The sequence below is a fragment of the Deinococcus koreensis genome, assembly GCF_002901445.1.
Taxonomy (GTDB): Bacteria; Deinococcota; Deinococci; order Deinococcales; family Deinococcaceae; genus Deinococcus; species Deinococcus koreensis.
This window is the reverse complement of sequence record NZ_PPPD01000001.1, coordinates 3035851-3055273: the sequence shown is the minus strand read 5'-3', so window position 1 is coordinate 3055273 and position 19423 is coordinate 3035851. Positions and strand designations below refer to the sequence as shown.

General features: G+C 68.2%; 14 protein-coding genes. 10 read left to right on the top strand and 4 right to left on the bottom strand.

Annotation, left to right across the window (positions count from 1 at the left end; translation table 11 throughout):
* The first annotated feature begins 77 nt into the window (after positions 1 to 77).
* From lysS to CVO96_RS14405, 9 genes are all read left to right on the top strand, one after another.
* Positions 78 to 1265 (top strand): homocitrate synthase, encoded by a 1188-nt coding sequence (lysS, locus tag CVO96_RS14445; protein WP_103312829.1) that lies wholly within the window; start codon positions 78 to 80, stop codon positions 1263 to 1265.
* Positions 1258 to 1743, top strand: coding sequence for a contact-dependent growth inhibition system immunity protein (locus tag CVO96_RS20785; protein WP_133161803.1), 486 nt, complete (start codon positions 1258 to 1260; stop codon positions 1741 to 1743). Before lysS ends, CVO96_RS20785 begins: the two co-directional genes overlap by 8 nt.
* 4 nt (positions 1744 to 1747) lie before the next feature.
* Positions 1748 to 2593 carry a PhzF family phenazine biosynthesis protein gene (locus CVO96_RS14435; RefSeq protein WP_103312827.1) on the top strand — a complete coding sequence of 282 codons (846 nt, stop codon included), beginning with the start codon at positions 1748 to 1750 and terminating at the stop codon, positions 2591 to 2593.
* Positions 2594 to 2602: 9 nt separating this feature from the next.
* Positions 2603 to 3634 carry a dual-specificity RNA methyltransferase RlmN gene (gene rlmN / locus CVO96_RS14430; protein ID WP_103312826.1) on the top strand — a complete coding sequence of 344 codons (1032 nt, stop codon included), beginning with the start codon at positions 2603 to 2605 and terminating at the stop codon, positions 3632 to 3634.
* Between the two features lie 118 nt (positions 3635 to 3752).
* Positions 3753 to 5372 carry a tetratricopeptide repeat protein gene (locus CVO96_RS14425; RefSeq protein ID WP_243398379.1) on the top strand — a complete coding sequence of 540 codons (1620 nt, stop codon included), beginning with the start codon at positions 3753 to 3755 and terminating at the stop codon, positions 5370 to 5372.
* Positions 5369 to 6424 (top strand): SPOR domain-containing protein, encoded by a 1056-nt coding sequence (locus CVO96_RS14420; protein WP_103312824.1) that lies wholly within the window; start codon positions 5369 to 5371, stop codon positions 6422 to 6424. Before CVO96_RS14425 ends, CVO96_RS14420 begins: the two co-directional genes overlap by 4 nt.
* Entirely contained in the window at positions 6424 to 7119 is a 696-nt protein-coding gene (locus CVO96_RS14415; RefSeq protein WP_103312823.1) for a redox-sensing transcriptional repressor Rex, read from the top strand. Before CVO96_RS14420 ends, CVO96_RS14415 begins: the two co-directional genes overlap by 1 nt.
* On the top strand, positions 7116 to 7775 hold the full coding sequence (locus CVO96_RS14410) for a hypothetical protein (protein WP_133161802.1): 660 nt from the start codon (positions 7116 to 7118) through the stop codon (positions 7773 to 7775). Before CVO96_RS14415 ends, CVO96_RS14410 begins: the two co-directional genes overlap by 4 nt.
* Positions 7772 to 12169 carry a beta strand repeat-containing protein gene (locus CVO96_RS14405; RefSeq protein ID WP_103312821.1) on the top strand — a complete coding sequence of 1466 codons (4398 nt, stop codon included), beginning with the start codon at positions 7772 to 7774 and terminating at the stop codon, positions 12167 to 12169. Before CVO96_RS14410 ends, CVO96_RS14405 begins: the two co-directional genes overlap by 4 nt.
* Before the next feature lie 268 nt (positions 12170 to 12437).
* Here CVO96_RS14405 and cpdB read toward each other — a convergent pair whose 3' ends face one another.
* The 4 genes from cpdB to rsmA all read right to left on the bottom strand — a co-directional run bounded on the left by cpdB (position 12438) and on the right by rsmA (position 18073).
* Entirely contained in the window at positions 12438 to 14345 is a 1908-nt protein-coding gene (gene cpdB / locus CVO96_RS14400) for a 2',3'-cyclic-nucleotide 2'-phosphodiesterase (RefSeq protein ID WP_243398378.1), read from the bottom strand.
* Positions 14346 to 14481: 136 nt separating this feature from the next.
* The gene (locus tag CVO96_RS14395; protein ID WP_103312819.1) at positions 14482 to 16086 is read right to left on the bottom strand and encodes a gamma-glutamyltransferase family protein; all 1605 of its coding nucleotides are present in this window, start codon (positions 16084 to 16086) and stop codon (positions 14482 to 14484) included.
* 64 nt (positions 16087 to 16150) lie between these two features.
* The gene (locus CVO96_RS14390) at positions 16151 to 17092 is read right to left on the bottom strand and encodes a carbohydrate kinase family protein (protein WP_103312818.1); all 942 of its coding nucleotides are present in this window, start codon (positions 17090 to 17092) and stop codon (positions 16151 to 16153) included.
* Between the two features lie 90 nt (positions 17093 to 17182).
* Positions 17183 to 18073, bottom strand: coding sequence for a 16S rRNA (adenine(1518)-N(6)/adenine(1519)-N(6))-dimethyltransferase RsmA (rsmA, locus tag CVO96_RS14385; RefSeq protein ID WP_423739366.1), 891 nt, complete (start codon positions 18071 to 18073; stop codon positions 17183 to 17185).
* A gap of 500 nt (positions 18074 to 18573) precedes the next feature.
* Between rsmA and CVO96_RS14380 the strand changes: the two genes are divergently transcribed.
* Entirely contained in the window at positions 18574 to 19407 is an 834-nt protein-coding gene (locus CVO96_RS14380; RefSeq protein WP_103312817.1) for a tetratricopeptide repeat protein, read from the top strand.
* Positions 19408 to 19423 lie beyond the last annotated feature (16 nt).

Sequence of the window (19423 nt, the reverse complement as noted above, 5' to 3'; positions counted from 1 at the left end):
TCAATTGTAAATTGATCTAACACTTTTCTTGACATTCATTAAGCAGTTTGGAAGACTACCCGCCACAGAGGTAAGTCATGACCCCACCACTCCCCGAGGCCGCCGTCAACTACGTTCCCCTGATCCCCGCACGCTCCTGGGCGATCATCGATTCCACGCTGCGGGAAGGCGAGCAGTTCGCGCGGGGGAATTTCAAGACCGGCGACAAGATCGAGATCGCTCGGGCGCTGGACGCCTTCGGGGCAGAGTTCATCGAGGTCACCACGCCGATGGTGAGCCCGCAGACGCGCGCCGACATCATCAAGCTGACCTCGCTGGGCCTGAAGGCCAAGTTCCTGACCCACGTGCGCTGTCATATGGACGACGTGCAGCGGGCGGTGGACACCGGCGTCCATGGCCTGGATCTGCTGTTCGGCACGAGTTCCTTCCTGCGCGAGTTCTCGCACGGCAAGGACATCGCCGGCATCATCGACTCGGCCCAGAAGGTGATCAGCTGGATCAAGACCCACCATCCGGATCTGCAGATCCGCTTCTCCGCCGAGGACACCTTCCGCTCCGAGGAGGCTGACCTGATGGCGGTGTACCGGGCGGTCTCCGATCTGGGCGTCCACCGGGTCGGGCTGGCGGACACCGTGGGGGTCGCCACGCCGAGGCAGGTCTATACGCTCGTGCGCGAGGTTCGCAAGGTCATTCACGCAGAGTGCGGCATCGAGTTCCACGGGCACAACGACACCGGCTGCGCGGTCTCCAACGCCTACGAGGCCATCGAGGCCGGCGCCACGCACATCGACACGACCATCCTGGGCATCGGGGAGCGCAACGGGATCACGCCGCTGGGCGGCTTCCTGGCCCGCATGTTCACCTTCGACCCCCAGGGACTGGTCGACAAGTACGACCTGGAGCGGCTGCCGGAGCTGGACGCCATGATCGCCCGCATGGTGGGGCTGCCGATTCCCTGGAACAACTACCTGACCGGCGAATTCGCCTACAACCACAAGGCGGGGATGCACCTGAAGGCCATCTACCTGAATCCCGGCGCCTACGAGGCCATTCCGCCCGGCGCCTTCGGGGTGGGCCGGCGCATCCAGGCGGCCAGCAAGGTCACGGGCAAGCACGCCATCGCCTACAAGGCCCGCGAGCTGGGCCTGCATTACGGCGAGGACGCCCTGCGGCGCGTGACCGACCACATCAAGGCCCTGGCCGAGCAGGACGAGCTGGACGACGCGCATCTGGAGCAGGTCTTGCGGGAGTGGGTCAGTGCGTAAGCCGAAAGCGAGTGGGCAGAAGAAACGCAAGCCTATAGACACCGCGAGTTCACTCGCTCAGCTCTATCAACTTCGTCAACCGTTCAGTGTCGGGCCAGACGGCCAGCCATCGACGTTTGGTTCTGGCCTGATAGACCGCTGTGAGCGCCTGCTGGTCAAACCTCTGCGGCAATTTGAGCCGGGCGACCTGAGGGTCATGCTGTATCAGCAGTTTTATCCTGAAACCCTGGTGCCTCTTGCCCTGCCACTCCTGGAGCAGGAGCCGCTGCTGGACGGTGACGGCTATCCCGGTGACCTCCTCAGTAGCGTGCTGCATCAGAACGCTTCTTTCTGGCGCAATTCACCCGACCTGCTCTCCAGAATAAAAACGGTTGTGGATCAAGCGCTCTCAGAAAACGGATTGTCCGAGTCGGAGCGCGTCAGCATCGAAGCTTTCAAAGCAAAGATGGAGCGACCCTTCGCCGACGTGCTGAAATAAGCCGATGTCCGCCGAGCCCGTCCTCTACCGTGTCCTCGCACCCTCGCCCGGTGCCAGCGGCAAGCTCGTCGCCCTCTTCCGAGGCGCTTCCGGCGACCTCCAGGCCCGTGCGCTTACGGCGGGCGCACCCCTCAGCGTGTTCATAGAGCAGGCCGACACCACAGCCGTTCATCTGCGTGTCTTCACTCTGGAGAAGGAAAAGGGCTCGTCCGACTCTGCGGCGCTGGCGGCCCTGACCTTCCTGCACGCCCGAAGCCCCCTGTTCGACGTGGTGGACGTGACGATGGGCGGCGAGACCCTGCCGGCCCAGCTCTGCGGCGGCGAATGGCTGCTGCGCCAGGGCGAGGTGCGGGTACAGGAGGTGGAGGGCGACCTCTCCCCTCTCGGGCTGAGCGCGGCGCGGATTTGGTCGGCCCAGACCCAGCGGCCCAATCTGGTGGTCGAGGTCGCTGACCTGACCGCGCTGGAGACCTTTTCGGCAGATGCAGACGCTATCTCGGCGGTGAGCCGCGCCACGGGCACCACCGGGCTGGTCGTGTTCTGCATGGGCGGCCCCGCGCGGGAGGACGTCAGCTTCCGGGCCTTCGGGCCGCTCAAGGGCTTTGTGGAGGACGCCGCCAGTTCCAACATGGGCGCCTGCCTGATCGGCGTACTCGGCCACCTGGGTCGCCTGCCCGCCGACACCAACCTGCTGCGCGCCGCCCAGCGGATGCCCGGCCAGCCCGCCCGCCTGAGCGTACAGTTCGCCACGCTGCCAGGAGGGGTCGAGGTCTGGGTCGGCGGATCGGCGCAGCCCCAGCCGTCCGGCGCGCAGCTCCCGGTCACGGAACCGGGGGGCGGCGACCTTTAGACTGCGCGTATGGAGCTTCTTCTCGACCTGCACCCCGACCTGTACCCGCTGGAGGGCTTCCGCCGCCGGCAGGTGCTGGACTGGGTCTTCGGCCAGGGCGCGGGCAGTTTCGCCGCCATGACCAACCTGCCCACCGACCTGCGCACCGAACTGGCGACGCAGTACCACCTCAACCCCTACCGCGAGATCGAGACGGTCCGCAGCACCGACGGCTCGGTCAAGTACCTCTTTACCCTGTTGGACGGCCGGCAGATGGAGGCCGTGTACATGCCCTACCTCGACCGCAAGACCATCTGCGTGTCCACCATGGTGGGTTGCCCCGCCAAGTGCGCCTTCTGCGCCACCGGAGCGATGGGCTTCGGGCGCAACCTGACCCCCGGCGAGATCGTGGGGCAGGTGCTCGCGGTCGCGGGCGGCGAGGGCCTGGAGCCGCGCGAGCTGCGGAATCTGGTGTTCATGGGCATGGGCGAGCCGCTGCTGAACTACGCGAACACCATGCAGGCCGCGCGCATCCTGCTGCACCCGCAGGCCCTGGGCATGAGCAAACGCCGCGTGACGCTGTCCACCGTGGGCCTCCCCAGAGGCATCCGCCAGCTGGCCGCCGAGGACGACCTGGGCATCAAGCTCGCCATCAGCCTGCACGCCCCCGACGAGGAGACGCGCAACCGGATCATCCCCACCGGGCACCGCAACTCGATCGCCGAGATCATGGACAGCGCCCGCGAATACCAGGCGGCCACCGGGCGGCGCGTGACCTTCGAGTACGCCATGCTGCAGGGCGTCAACGACCACCTCTGGCAGGCCGAACTGCTGGCCGGGCTGCTGCGCGGGCTGGTCAGCCACGTCAACCTGATCCCCATGAATCCCTGGGAGGGCTCGGGCTTCGAGTCCAGCAGTGAAACCCAGATCCAGGCCTTCTACGACGCGCTGGAGGAACGCGGGGTGGATGTCAGCGTGCGCCGCTCGCGCGGCAAGGACGCCGGCGCGGCCTGCGGACAGCTGGCCCTCAAGCGGCCCGGCGCGGTCAGCGGTTCGGCCTGAGCGAGCCGCACCCAGCTGAAAAAGCCGCGCCAGATCGGTTCCCGTGACAAATGAGTAAGGGTTCAGAAAGAGGGCAATGCTACGCTATACGCGTTTCCGCACCCCAGGAGGCTTTCAGGTGACGCAACATACTCGCTCCGTATTGATCGGCCTGATGCTGGGCCTCGCCACCTCTGCCTCCGGCCAGACTCTGGTGGAGGTCGCCACGACCACCAGTATCCAGAACACCCTGCAATCGACGGGCAGCTCTCCCCTCAAGGTGCCGACCCTGCCCACGCCCGCCGCCACACCGGCCGACCCCTCGGCCGCGGGCGCGGCTCCCACGGCGCCGGCCATCCCGGTCACGCCCCTCACGGCGGGGCAGCAGGCACAGTTGCAGGGGGCTCAGGGCGCCTTCCGGGCCGGCAACTACGCCAAGGCCCGCCGGGAATTCGAACTGCTGGTCGCGGCCAACTACACCAACCCCGAGCCGCATTTCGGGCTGGCCCTGGCCCTGCTGGCCCAGAAGGACGACAAGGGCGCGGCCTTCGAGCTGGGTCAGTTCGTGGCCCTGGCCCCCGACCGCTACGAGGGCCCCTACAACCTGGGGGTCATCGCCACGCGCGCCGGCAACCACGACGAGGCCCTGAAGCTCTACACCCAGGCGCAGACGCTGATGGCCGGGAAGGCCCCGCCCGCTGCCCAGCGGCAGGTGCTCGAGGCGCTGGCCGCCGAGCAGACCCGCAAGGCCGACTTTACGGCGCTGGGCGCGACCCTGGCGCAGATCACCGCGCTCGACCCCAAGGATCTGGACGCCCAGTACCGGCTGGCCCAGGCCCGCACCCTGGCCGGCCAGGGCGCGGCGGCGCTGCCCGGTGTGTACGCCCTGCTGAGGAGCGATCCCGCCCGGCTGGACGGCGCCCTGCTGCTCGCCGACATCTACGTGGCCCAGGGTCTGCCCGAGCGCGCCCTGCGGGAAGTGAACGCCGCTCTGGCACGCGTGAAGACTGGCGCCGACCGTTCCGAACTGCTGCTGCGCAAGGCCACCATTCTGGCAGCCGGTGGCGACAGCTACGGCGCCGTGCTCTCGGCCCAGAACGCCACCCGCGAGGACGGCCGGAACGCCGCAGCGTTTGCCCGACTGGGTGAACTCCGGGTGCTCCGCAACGACCGTCCGGGAGCCCTCGGCGCCTACCAGAACGCGGTCAAGCTGTCGCCTAAGAGTGCCGCGTACAGGGTCGGGCTGGCCGGCGTGAGGCTCACGCTGAACCAGACGGACGAGGCGGCCCTGGACGCCGCGCTGGTGCTCAAGCTCCAGCCCGATGGGGCCACCCAGGCGCGCGCCCAGTTCATCCAGGGCGTCGCGGCCTACCGGCAGCAGAACTACGCCCAGGCCGTCGCGGCCCTGAAGGCCAGCCAGGCCCGCAGCCCCAGCGCCGACACCGCCCTGTGGCTGGGCCTCAGCGCCTACGCCCGCAAGGACTACGGCGGCGCCGCCAGTGCGCTGGCCGAAAGCGTGAAGCTCAACCCGGCGCCCACCACCCGCATGAACCTGGCCTCTGCCCTGCTGGCCAGTGCCCGCTACGCCGAGGCCGAGGCCGTGCTGCGGGGGCTGGTCACCGACGCCCCCAGGAATGCCGAGGCCTGGTTCATGCTCGGACTCGCCCAGCGCGCACAACTCCGTGAGGGCGACGCGAAGGTCTCGCTGAAGACGGCCGCCACCCTGGGCAGCGCCAAGGCCAAAGGAGCCATGAAATGAGCCGCCCCGCCAGTTCCGCACGCCGCTGGCCCGATCTGCTGATCGGCCTGCTGGTGGCGCTGCTGCTCGTCGGCTTCGGGCTCCTGCTGTTCAGGCCCGAGGGCCGTCCGGTGGCGACCACCAGCGCGGCCCCGACCGAGCCCGGCAACACTCCCGCCACCATTCCGGCGGCGCCCGGCACATCCACGGCTGAGACCGCCCCACCTGCCACCGCCGTCACCCCTGCTCCCGACGTCACGGGCACCCCCACTCCGGACGCGGCGACGGAGACGACTCCTGCCGAGACTGCTCCCACCACCGATGGCTCAGCGGCCCCCGATGCGGCTGAGCCCCCCACCATCGCCGCGGCGCCCGAGATCACCCAGGCGCCCCAGAGCAGCCCGACCCAGAGCAGCTCCACGCCCGACACGGCGACCCCCACCCAGGAGCCGGGCACCGCTCCAGAGACCAGCGCCCAGCCCGCCGCGCCCGACGAGAACGCGGCCACCACCGCCCCTCCCCGCAGCGGTGGGGCCGTCGCCACCAGCGAGCGGCGCACGCCCCTGCGGAGCGACTACCGCATCACCCTGGGCACCTTCACCAGCGAGCAGACGGCGCGCGCCCGCACCGCCGGCGTCAGCGGCCTGGGCTACACCGTCTACCCGATCGACCTGGGCAGCCAGGTGGTCGCGCAGGTCGGCCCCTTTGCCGACGAGGCCAGCGCGCGGCAGGCCCTGGCCGACATCCAGCGCGCCTATCCCGGCGCCCTGCTCTACCCGCCCCGCAACCGCAGCCTGAGCAGTGGCACCACGTCCGGTGCGGCCTCGTCCAGCACGGGCTCCACCTCGTCTGCCCCCAGTGGCCCCACCTACCTGCAGGTCGGCGCCTTCGACCGCGTCGAGAGCGCCCAGCGCCTGGTGGGGCAGCTCCGTGACCTCGGCTACTCCCCCACCGTGAATGCTCCGGAGGGCCGCAAGGTCAGCGTGCTGGTCGGCCCCTTCACCGGCGACGCCCTGACCCGCACCGAGCAGCGCCTGAGCAGCAACGGCCTGGATCACTTCCGGGTGCAGTGATGGCGGAGATTCCCACCGCCGCGATCAGCCGCCTCGTCACCTACCTGCGTATCCTCGAACAGCTCGAAGCCCAGGACATCAGCCGCACCAGCTCCAGCGACCTCGCCGAGCGGGCGGGCGTCAGCGCGTTTCAGGTACGCAAGGATCTGGCCTATTTCGGCCGGTTCGGCACGCGGGGCATGGGCTATACGGTTCCCATCCTGAAGCGCGAGCTGGTGCGGGTGCTGGGACTCAACCAGACCTGGAACGTGGTGATCGTGGGCATGGGCCGGCTGGGTCAGGCCATCGCCAACTACCCCGGCGCCAGCGACTACCAGTTCCAGTACGTCGGGCTGTTCGATGTGAGTCCGGCCATCGTGGGGCGCCAGGTTCGCAACCTGACCGTGCAGCACATGGACGACCTCCGAGCCTTCACCAGCCACAACCGGGTGGACATGGGCTTTCTGGCCGTGCCTCCGGACCGTGCCCAGGACGCCGCACAGATGCTGGTGGACGCAGGTGTCCGGGGCATCCTTAATTTTGCTCCGGTGGTCATTCAGCCTCCCGTCGAGGCCACGGTTCAGCAAGAAATTAGTGATGAATGGCGTGGTGTAATCATCGAGAACGTCGATTTTCTCGCTGGAATGAAGCGCCTCGCCTTCTACATCCTGAACCCTCACCTGAAAGACGCCCCCATGACGGAGGACACTGAATGAAGATAAGACGTCTGCTGCAGCTCTCACTTCCTCCTACGTTATTGGTATTAAGCGCGTGTAACGGCACTCCAAGTCCCCTGGCGTTCACCAGTCAGGGGATCATTTCGGGCGCGCGCATCGATGTGACGATCAAGCGCATCTATTCGAAAACGACCGGAGAACTGAAGTCCATTGACTCCGTGTTTCAGCTGGTGCAGCCCAATCTGAGCTTCGCGACCGCGGCCGGCAGCGTCGGGGCGCGGCTGGTGAGTGCCGACGTCACCATTCTGGACGAAAGCGGCAACCGCTACGGCGACGTCAGCGGTCAGTACACCCAGAGCATCGGCGCCCGCCTGCTGCAGGGCTTCGCCTGCGCGGACGAGAAGGGAGTGCCGAACGCTTCGGCCGACCCGGAGTCGTGCGTGTTCGCCCAGCGTATCCAGTATTCCCGCCAGCAGATCTTCCCTGGCGCCAACAATGCCAGCGCTGTCCAGCTCCTGACTCCCCGGATCGGCGAGGTGGCCACGGGGGACTGCATCGCGGGCCCCTGCCCGGCCAATCTCAGCATGAACGTGACCTTCCACCTCGTGGATGACCTGCAGCGGAACCAGACCATTCAGGTCAAACGCGCCCCCATTCCTGTCTACCGAATCAGCGACACCCGGAGCGAAGAATGAAGTCCAGCCCCAAGTTCAGATCTCAGATTCTCTGGCTCCTGACCGCGACCCTGACGGCCTGCGGTGGCAACACCCCCCCAGCAACGGGCGCCAACAAGCCGCCGGAGGCTATGGTCTACGGGTCGGACAACAAACAGATGCTCCCCGGCACCTACGTGGCCAGCGGCAGCACGCTGAACGTCCGTACCGCCGACGCCGACGGTAGCGTGACCAAGGTCACCTACGCCATTGACGGGGGCGCCCCGGCCAACCTCGTGCCCTCTGGCAGCATCAGCCTGACGCTGCCGACCCTGAGCGGCGGGGCCCACAAGGTCAGCGTGACGGTGACCGACAACGCAGGCGTCAGCTCGACCGTGGACGCTCCGTTCCTGGTCGACGCCGCCGCCCCGACCCTGGACGGTCTGCTGCTCAATGGCGCCGCCATCACCGCCGGCAGCAGCCAGACCCTGTCCGTGACGGACGCCGCCAATCTGAGCGTGGTCGCCAGCGACCTGCGGGGCGACAAGGACTCCACCCAGGGGCCCGTGACCATCAGCGTGTTCGAGGGAACCCGGAGCCTGGGCAGCAGCACGAACGGCGTCCTGAACGTCGACCTGAGCAAAACCTCCGACAACAAGGCGCGCGTCGCCGGCGTCGTGACCTTCTCGGCGCGGGCCACGGACTCGGTGGGCTATACCACCTCGGGCACCTTCTCGATCAACTTCATGGGCTCGGCCACGGACGGGGGCACAGGCCCAGGCACGGTCACCCCGCCCGCCTTCACCTGGCTCAGCCCGGCGGGTACCTTCATCAGCGGCGGTGCAGACGTCCCGCTGCGGGTCACGGCCACGCGTAACGATCAGGACCTTTCCAGCAGCGTGAAGTACACCGTCACCTGCGGCAGCGTGAACGCCAGCACCTGGACAGCCTCCACCAACTGCGTCGACGGCAGCCTGCAGACCATCACCGCCAGCATCGTGGACGCGGGGAAGACTTTCAGCACGACCCGGACGGTCACCATCGACAACAGTGACCCGACCGTCCAGATCACGGCGCCGCAACAGGGGCAGGAGTTCACCCAGAACCCCATCAAGGTCAGCCTGACCGCCACCGACGCCGTGAGCGGCGTGGCCAGCATCCTGCTGGAGGCCAAGACCGACGCGACCGCCTACGCGTCCGTGGGCGTCATCAGCCAGGCCACCGGAGACGTCGTGTGGGCGCCCATGAACGGCACCTACACCTTGCGCGCCACGGCCATCGACAAGACCGGCCGCCGCACGGTGAGCACGGTGAGTGGCATCGTGGTGCGCCTGAGCAGCACCGACAGCGCCTCCCCGACGGTCGACGCCCTGACCGTGCCGGGCGGGATGCAGCGCGGCGTGGTGTCGGTGAATGTGACCGCCAGCGATCCCAGCCCCAGCAGTGGTCTCGCCAAGGTCGAACTGTTCGACGGCAGCACCAGCCTGGGCGTGCAGACCGCGCCGGCGGGTGGGGCGTACACCTTCAGCGTGGACACCACCAAGCTGACCGACGGCGTCCGCACCCTGCGCGCCGTGGCGACCGACAACGTGGGCCGCACGGGCAGCAGGAATGCCGATCTCAGCGTGAACAACGCCGCGCCCAGCGTGACCGTCACGTCTCCGGCCAACGGCGCTCTCCTGGGCACCACCAGCCCGCTGACGGTCAAGGCCACCGGCAGCGACCCGACCCCCGGCGATACCGTGAACCTGAGCTACAGCATGGACGGAGGGAGCTTCAGCGCCACCGCCCCCACCATTCCAGCCACCGACGGCCCTCACACCTTTACGGTTCGGGCCACCGATGGAGCCGGCAATATCGGCACCGCCAGCAGCACGGTCACGTATGACGGTCAGGCCCCCCTGGTGCAGATCACCAGCCCGGCCACCAACGCCACGGTCACCAGCAATCCGGTGAGCATCGCGGTCAGCGCGACCGACAATCAGGGCGTCGACCGTATCGAACTGAGCGCTGGAGGCAGCAATATCGGTACCGTTTCGGGCGCGCAGGGCACCCTTTCCTGGGTGGCTCCGAACGGTGCCCAGACCGTGACCGCCATTGCTTACGACAAGGCGAACAACCCGAGCACGCCCTACTCCGTCGCCCTGAATGTCAATCTGACCAGCAGCAGCGTCATTACGCCCACGGCACCCACGGTGGCCGGCACCACCAGCGGCAGCAACCCCACGTTCGTGCAGGGCCTGGGTAGCGTCAGCGGCAGCGCCACCAGCACCGGGGGGATCACGGGCGCCCAGCTGATCGTGGACGGCACGCCGCAGGGCACCCCCAGCGCGGCGAGCAACGCTGCCCCCTCCAGCTTCACGGTCGACTTCAGCACCTTGAGCGAGGGGCTCCACCAGGTCAGCATCCGCTGGTTCGACAAGGCCGGAGCCGTGTTCGACAGCAGCAAGCTGGATACGTTCGTCGACAAGACCGCGCCGGCCCTGGGCTGGAACTCGCCCATCAGTGGAAGTCTGTCGTCGAAGCCCTTTGTGCTCGATTCGGCCGCCAACGACACGGGTGCCGGACTCCAGGCCGTGACGTACAGCGTGAACGGCGCGGCCGTGACCTCGCCCTGGACTCCCTCTGCTGACGGTGTGTACACCATCACGGCCACGGCGACCGACAAGGTCGGCAACGCCAGCAGCGCCAAGACCTCCGTGACCTACGACGTTGCAGGGCCGGAGATCACGGTCACCAGCCCGACCAACGCTCAGTCCGTGGGCACCCTGCCCATCAAGATCAGCGCCACAGCGACGGACGGCCTCGCCGGCGTCTCCAGCATGGAAGCGCTCGTGGGATTGCAGGGACAGGCCCCGACGACCCTTGGGAAGCAGACGGGCAGCGCGTACAACGCCGTGTTCTCGCCCTCGCAGGCGGGCGCCTACGAGGTCATCTTCAAAGCCACGGACGCGGCCGGGAATACGAGCACCACGCCGCCCACCACCTTCACCTACAGCGTGACGACCGTGCCCGCCGAAGCGTCCCCCAACCCCGTGTTGAGCGTGGTGGGTGGCGATCCCCATACCGGCAACATGAGCGTCAACGTGTCCGGCAACTTCGACACCCTGAGTACGGTTGACCGGATGATCCTGCAGGTCACCGACGCCAAGGGATTCATCGACAACACGACCTTCGTGACGCCTCAGTCCCAGGCCACCTTCAGCATCGACACCACCAAGTTCGCGAACGGCCCGATGAAGCTGGAGCTGATCGCCTACACCAAGAGCGGCCTGCGCGGGATCACGTCGGCCACTGTCAACGTGCAGAACATCCTCAACCCGATCCTGGCGGTGGCCGCCCCGGCCGACGGCTCGACAGTCATGACCCCTTCAGTTCCTGTGCGCCTGACGCTGACGAAGAACGGTGACACCTCGTTCACCTTCGATCCGAACACCCTGGTGGTCGATCTGCTGGATTACCGTGGCAGAGTCGTCGAACAGCGATTTGGGAACGTATCCACTGGCCCCAAGGCCATGAAGTGTGTCGCCAGTGTTGATGGAGCGACGTCTACCTGCAACACCGAATTCGATATGGCTTCCTTCCCGGCCGACACCTACACGCTCAAGGCGACGGCCCAGGCGAACGTGACCGGCGCGTCCCCCACGACTCAGATCATCACCGCCACCAGCAAGTTCACCAGCAACCAGACGAGCGTCCTGCCGCCAGCGGCTACGATCCGCTTCCCGGCCATCACGGGCAAGTTGGCCCCTGCCAGACTCGACAGCAGCTCCGGCGTTCTGGTCAGCGTGAGCGACAATACCGGCGTCTCGGTGGTCGAGGCCCGGATGACGGGACCCTTCGATGCGACGAAACCGCTCGCGCTCAATGGCACGCAACAGTGCCTGGAGAGTGTGCCGGTGGCCACCCCAGTGGACGTGCTGATGCTGAATGTCGGCTTCACTCCACCAATCACCTTCGGTGATGTCGTCGTGCCCAATTTCGACATCGACGGTTCAGCCCGAGTGCCGGACAACACTGCCGGCCAGCGGTACGACCTGCGAGTCACGACCATCGACACCGAAGGAAATCGCAATATCCAGTGCATTCCGGTACTTGTCGACCGGCTGTTCACGGCCGCCAACAGGGTGCCCTACTCGACATCGACCACCCTGGCGCCCACTCCTCCCAACACCGTTCCTGGCGAACAGAACTACGAAAGTGGCTCATGGAAGCTGAGCGGCCTGACCAATATCAGCCGTGTGGCAGGGGTGCTGTACAAAAACAATGTTCAGCAGAACGTGACGTTCACGGCGAGCGCTCAGGGCAGCGTTGCCAGCACTGTCTCCTTCGGTGGAGCCGGCGTGTACCAGGTCATCTGGTTGGTCGAAGACATGGACACAGGCATAGTCACGACGGTACCTGGTGACACGGTACAGGTCATCGTCAACAAGTAAAGTCTTCTCTCCCGGTGGAGGCCCAGGTTAGTCCTGCGGCCTTCATTGCTTTGCCCCTCAATATGGAGACTTGAGAAGTTAATCCCACCGACTCCAAGCGCACGGCGATCCATCCGTCCTGGATTGACATGGAGACAGCGTGTTCCCAACCCTCCAGCACGTGACATTCCAGTCAAAGCTCCATCCAGCTTAAGGAAGGCCCCTATCAAATTCCATGGCAAGTGGCCCAGAGACCATTACATCTCTGGGCCACCTCAGTTAGCTCGGATCAGAACTTGATCGTGTACTCCGCGAAGCCGTCGTCGCGCGTCCTGAGCAGCGTCGCGCCGGCGGGCAGGTACTTCTGGGCGTTGGGCGAGCTGACATACAGCAGGGTCACGCCGGGGAGGGGCGTCAGCTTCCAGTTGCCGTCGGCGGTGGGGTTCACCGTCCTCTGCTGCTGGAAGTAGCCGATCAACGCCTGGCGGGTCTCATCAGGCGCTTCCAGGACGATGTTCTTGCCGTCCAGACCGGGGAACTTGCCGCCGCCGGAGGCGCGGTAGTTGTTGGTGGCGACCACGAACTTCTGGGCCGGATCGATGGGTTTGCCCTGGTACTGCAGGTTCCTGATGCGGCTGGCATTCGGGTTGGCAAGTTCGGCCGCCGCGCCATAGCGGCTGGGCTGGCTCACGTCGATCTCGTAGGTCACGCCGTCCAGCACGTCGAAGTTGTAGGTGGGAAAGGAATCGTCGACCAGCACCTGGGGCTCGGTCTTGGCGGGGTCGATCTGCTTGAACTGCCCGGCCGAGCGCTCCAGCCACTCCCCCACCTGGGCGCCGGTCACGACCACGGCCTGGACGGTGTTGGGGTACACGTACAGGTCGGCCACGTTCTTGATCGCTAGGGTGCCCGCAGGAATGTCGGTGAAGTAGCTGGCGCCGCCGCGTCCGCCGGCCTTGAAGGGAGCGGCCGCGCTCAGCACCGGCAGATCCTTGTACGGGCCGCTGCTCAGGGCCGCCTTGACGTAGGCGGTCTGGGCGTTGCTCACCAGCTGCACGGAGGGGTCGTCCTGGGCCAGTGCCCAGTAGGAGTTGATGGGCGCAGACAGGTCGGCGACCTTGCCGCGCACATAGGCCAGGGTGCCCTCGTGGGCGGCCTTCACCGCCGCCGCGATCTTCGGGTCGGGCGTGACGAGGTTCTTCTTGGTCGCCGTGTCCCAGATCGGTCGCACGCTGGCCTTGCCGGATGTGATGGCCCAGCGGTTGCCCTTCTTGGTCAGGCTCAGGTCGACGATGCCCAGGTCGTTGCCCCAGAAGCCGGCCATGACCACGGGCTTGCCGTTGATGGTGCCATTGGTGATGTCGGCGCCGGGAATGCTCTTGTACACCGGCCCCGGGAACACCTGATGGCTGTGGCCGCTGAGCACCACGTCCACGCCCTCCACCTTGGTCAGCTCGGTCGCCACGTTCTCCTGGCCGGGCTGGTAGTCGGCGGTGATGCCCGAGTGGGCGATGGCCACGATCACGTCGGCGCCGCGCGCCTTCATCTCGGGGATGAAGCGGCGGGCGGTCTCCACGATGTCGCGGGTCGTGACCTTGCCTTCCAGGTTGCTCTTGTCCCACTGCATGATCTGCGGAGGCAGGAAGCCGATGATGCCGACGTTGAGATAGTACGGACGGCCGTAGGTGTCGCGCACCAGCTTGCGCTGGATCAGGTAGGGCGTGAAGGCGTTCTTGTCGTTGGAGGGATCCGTGTCAGCGTCGGCGAGGAAGACGTTGGAGCTGACGTAGGGCATGGGAGCGCTGCCCAGCACGCCCTGCAGGAAGGGCAGGCCATAGTTGAATTCGTGGTTGCCCAGGTTGCCGGCGTCGTAGCCGATGGCGGCCATCGCGGCGTGCATGGGGTGCATCTGGCCGGCGGCGAGGGGCTTGACGCGCGCCACGTAATCGCCCAGCGGGTTACCCTGGATCAGGTCGCCGTTGTCGAAGAGCATGGAGTTGCGCTTCTCCTCGCGGGCATTCTTGATCAGCGTGGCGGTGTATTCCAGGCCGTACTCACCGGTCGGCTTGTCCTGGTAGTAGTCGTAGCCCAGCGCGTTGGTGTGCAGGTCCGTGGTTTCCAGAATGCGGAGTTCGACGGTCTGAGCGCCGGCTGCACCGAGCAGCAGCGCCCCGATCAGGGGAAGATGTTTTTTCACGCCCGTCAGGATACGCCGGCATGTCAGGCGGGTGTCTGGAAGATGAGGACAATAACGAGGGGGGAAAACCACTGTAGCAGCGAGACTGTCCCATCCGACGAAAAACGCCTGCCGATATCTTCACGCAGGGCATGGATCAGTACGCGGCGATATGGCCGTCCGTCCGGCTCTCGGTGCCGCCTTCCAGCACCCCGGTGTCCGCGCTGCGGCGGATCATCTGGCCGCGCCCGAAGCTTCCGGGCTCCAGCCCCACGGTGATCCCGTGCCCCCGCCGCGCCAGCTCGCGGGACAGGCCGGTGCCCAGGGCGGGCTCGACCTCGACCTGCAGGCCGCTGTGCCACTGCCAGCGCGGGGCGTCCAGGGCCTGCTGCGGGTTCATGCCGTAGCGCACGGTGTTCAGCACGACCTGCAGATGCCCCTGGGGCTGCATGAAGCCGCCCATGACGCCGAACGGGCCGACCGGGGTGCCGTCCGTGCGGCCCAGGAAGCCGGGGATGATGGTGTGGTAGGGGCGTTTGCCGGGCGCGAGCACGTTCGGGTGCCCGGCCTCCAGGCTGAAGTTGTGGCCCCGGTTGTGCAGGGCCACGCCGGTGCCGGGCACGACCACGCCGGAGCCGAAGCCCATGTAGTTGCTCTGGATCAGGCTGACCATGTTCCCGGCGTCGTCGGCGGTCGCCAGATACACGGTGCCGCCGGTGCCCGGCGCGCGGGTGGCCGGGTCGTGGGCGACCGTGCCCAGCAGGGAGCGGTGGGCGGCCGCGTTCGCCTCCGAGAGCAGGGACTGGACATCCACCGGAGCGTGCCGGGGGTCGCCCACGAAGCGGTGCGCGTCGTGGAAGCCCCGTTTCATGGCCTCGATCTGCAGGTGCAGGCCCTCGGGATCGTCCCGGCGCCCGGGCAGGGGAAGATCCCGCAGCACGTTGAGGGCGATCAGCGCGGCGATCCCCTGGCCGTTGGGTGGAATCTCATAGACACGGTGATCCAGGTAGTCCGTGTGGATCGGCGTGACCCACTCCGAGCGGTGGGCCGCCAGGTCGGCCGCGCGCAGCAGGCCGCCGGTCGCGCGGGCGTGAGCGTCGATCCGCGCGGCCAGGTCGCCGCTGTAGAAGGCCTCGCCGTGGCTGGCCGCGATGGCCTCCAGGGTGCGGGCGTGGGCCTCGCTGCGCCACAGGGCTCCCGGGGCCGGGGAGAAGCCGTCTGGGGCGAAGGTGCGGAACCATTCGTCCAGCAGGGGCGCCTCCAGGGCGCGGTAGATCTGGATGGCGCGCGCCCAGCCGGCCGCCAGCACGGGCGAGAGCGGGTAGCCGTCCCGCGCGTACCGGATCGCCGGGGCCAGCACCTGCGCGAACTCCAGGCGTCCGAAACGGGCGTGCAGGTCGGCCCAGCCGCGCACGCCGCCGGGCACGGTGACGGGCGTCCAGCCGTGGCGGGGCATCTCGCCGCCGTGGCGCTCCTGCAGCGCCTCCAGGCTCAGCGCGGCGGGGGCCGCCCCGCTGGCGTTCAGGCCGTGCAGCTCACCCCCGGTCCAGACCAGCGCGAAGAGGTCGCCGCCCAGGCCGTTGCTGGTCGGCTCCACGACGGTCAGGGCCGCCGCCGTGGCGATCGCGGCGTCGATGGCGTTGCCGCCCGCCTGCAGGATGCTCAGGCCCGCCTGGGCTGCCAGGGGTTGTCCGGTGGCGACCATGCCGCGCGCAGCGTAGACCGGGCGGCGCGGAGCCAGCGTATCGGGTTGGTAGGACATGGCCGCAGGCTAGCAAGTTCGCCCCCAGGCCACGGCGGCGCCTGGGGGCGGGGAACCGTGGAGCCTACTTCTTGGCTTTGGGCAGCACGTCGGCCAGATCGGCGGCCGTGATGGGCCGTTCCTGCGCGCCCACGCTGGTGGCGGCCAGCGCCCCGGCGGCGTTCGCGGCTTTCGCGGCCTGGGCCATGCTCAGCCCCCCCAGGACGGCGTGCGCGAAGGTGGCGGTGAAGGTGTCGCCCGCGCCCGTCGAGTCCACGACGTCGCCCTCGGGCAGCACGGCGTCCACCAGTTCGGTCTCGGTCGGCGTCCAGGTAATGGAGCCCATCTTGCCGACCTTGACGACCACGCGCTGCGCCCCCGCCTGCCCGAGTTTGGCCAGCGCCGCGCTGATGGAACCCGTGCCGGTCAGGGCCTGCAGTTCGTGCTGGTTCAGGCTCAGGTAGTCCGCGCCGATCACGTCGTCCAGCAGGCTGGTGCGGGCCTTGTTCACGGCGCCGGTGCCCAGGTCGATGAACACCGGCACCGCCCTCTTCGCGGCGCGGGCGTACTCGATGGCCTGCAGGGAGTACTCGCGCTGCGGCCCCTCGATGAGGCTGTAGGCGTTCACGATCAGGGCGTCGCTGGCCTCGATGTCCTTCTTCTTCAGTTTGGCCGGATCGAGCTGCCGGTTGGCGGCGCCGTCGCTGATCATGGTGCGCTCGCCGTGCTCGGTCTGCATGACCGTGATGGTGCTGGTCAGGTGCCGCTCGTCCTGCTGGATGGCGCCCATGCCCACGCCGCTGAGGCGCACCTGGCTCATGGCGTACTCGGCGAAGGGGTCGGAGCCGACCCGCGCCGCCAGCGTGACCGTGTGCCCCAGCCGGGCCAGCGTGACGCTGATGGTGCCGCCCGCGCCGCCCGGCTTCATGCTGGAGCGCAGGGGCGTGACTTCCTCGCCGGGCCGGGGCAGGTGATCAAGGTGGTAGAGGTGGTCGACGGTGACATCGCCAATAACGTAGAACTTCACGGTGGAGACCTCCAGGGCCGGCTGGACTGGCCCTTGTGGGGATGAACAGGAACTCGACTACTCGGGTGGAAATCAGGTGTAGAGCTGCGGTTACCGTATCACGCCCAGTTTCCGGGCGACCGCTTCCAGTGCAGCCAGGGGCACGTCCTCGGCGCGGACGTCGGGGCGCAGGCCAATGTCCGCCAGGGCCCCGTCGATCTGCGCCGCGTCGTGGCCGACCATCCGCAGGTTGTTGCGCAGGGTCTTGCGGCGGTGGTGCAGCGCGGCCTCGACGAAGCGCTCCAGTTCGGGCGGCGGGGGCGGGCGGGAGCGGTCGAAGTCCAGGCGGATCACCGAGCTGGTCACGTCCGGCGCGGGCAGGAAGGCCCCCTTGGGCACGTCCCGCACGTGGCGCACGCTGCCGTACAGGGCCGCCAGGGCGCTGAGGAAGCCGTAGCTGTCGCTGCCCGGCGGGGACACCAGCCGCTGGGCCACTTCCTTCTGCACCAGGACGGTGGCCGACACGATGGGCGCGGCCCGCATGAAGCGGCTCAGCAGCGGCCCCGTGATGTAGTAGGGCAGGTTGGCGATGACCCGGGTGCCGCCGGGCAGGCCGGCGTAATCGAAGTCCAGCGCGTCGCCCCAGACCACCGTGACGTCCAGCCCCTGGAGGGTCTCGGCCAGCACCGGCCGCAGGCGCTCGTCTTTTTCCAGCGCCGTGACCCGCGCGCCGCGCGAGGCGATCTCGGCGCTGAGGACGCCCAGGCCGGGGCCGACCTCCAGCACGTGCCCGCCGGCCCCGGCCCCGCCCGCCTCGGCGATGGCGCGCAGGATGTTGCCGTCGATCAGGAAGTTCTGCCCCAGGCTCTTGGTCGGGCGCAGGCCGTGGCGGGCCAGCAGTTCGCGCACGCGGGCGGGCGAGTGCAGGGGCACCGTTCTGGTGGCCGGCGTGCCTTCGTGCTGGGACTCGGTGGGGGCGGAAACTGGATCGGGCTGGGTCACGGCTCCTCCGGGGCTCACCCGCTGGAGCGGGAAGGGGGTGGCGACACCGGGCGGCGCGCTGAGCGCATCAGTATATGCCGGGCCACCGCAGGCGCGGGCCGGGGCAGACGCACCATGCCTCGTCCAGTCGACGCTGCCAAGTGCCCTCTTGCCTCGCTCCTGTCCGGGTCAGCCCCTCCGAAACCCTCCCGCCGGGAAGGTCTGACGTAAGACGAGACCCACCGGGGTTGGACGAGGGGTGGTCGTTCATCGCCCAACTCGAAGGCAGGCTCAGCCCGCGACGCCGACCCTGTGCTGTGCAGCTCTCCGGGTCGCCCACAAGAGGAGGGACAAAGACCGGTGATCTGGCGATAGAAAAGCCGGCCAGAACGCCCTTTTCGGCTCCCCATCGGCCACTGTCCGTCAGAGACACCGACCATGCCCTTCCCGCGAGCCTGCCTGCTGCCGATCCGCGGTGGCGGCACGATTGTCCCGCCGGCCCCGCCCCTATACTTGCAGGCATGACGGAACCCGCCGGGGTCGGCCTGAGCGCTCCCGCCACTGCACTGCCCGACCTGAACGAACTGATCCACGCCGCCGAGTGGCGCCGCGCGCTGGCCACCGCCCGGCTGTCCGGCGCCGATCCGGACGTGCAGGAGGCCCTGAGCGCGGTGGTCGGCATTCAGGAGGGCCTGCGGGCACGCCGCTACCCGGCGGCCCGACGCGCCCTGGCCGACCTGAAGCGGGCCATACAGGACGCCCCGGCGGGCGAGCTGAGCGTGCTGCGCCGGCTGCTCGACCCGGCCGCCCTGGAACGGGCCGTCGCCGCGCTGGACAGCCGCCCGGCGCCCAGGGGCGAGGTGGCGCAGAGCCTGGAGGCCCGGCTGGCGCCCGCGCTGGAACTGGGCCTGACCCGCGCCGAGGCGCTGAACTCACTGGGCGTGCAGGCGGCCCTGCTGGACGACACGGCGGGCGCCCGCGCCCACTTCGAGGAAGCGCTGCTGGCCGATCCCGCCCACTACCGGGCGCTGACCAACCTGGGCAACCTCGATCTGGAGGCCGGCCAGAGCGCGGAGGCCGAGGCCCGCTACCGTCAGGCCCTGAAGATCCACCCCGACTACGACGGTGCCCATCACAACCTGGGGGTGGCGCTGCGCCGCCAGGGCCGGGTCGGGGAATCCGTCAGCTCGATCCGGCGCGGCCAGCGGCTGGGGATGCGCCGCTCCAAGGAGGACACCGACGCGGAGATGCGCGAGCAGTTCTCGGTCAGTCCGCTGCTCAAATGGCTGCGCTGGGGCGTGCTCGCGCTGGTCGCCGTGGTCATCGTCCTGGCCCTGCGCGGCGCGCTGAGCTGAGCCGGAGGTGGCCGGG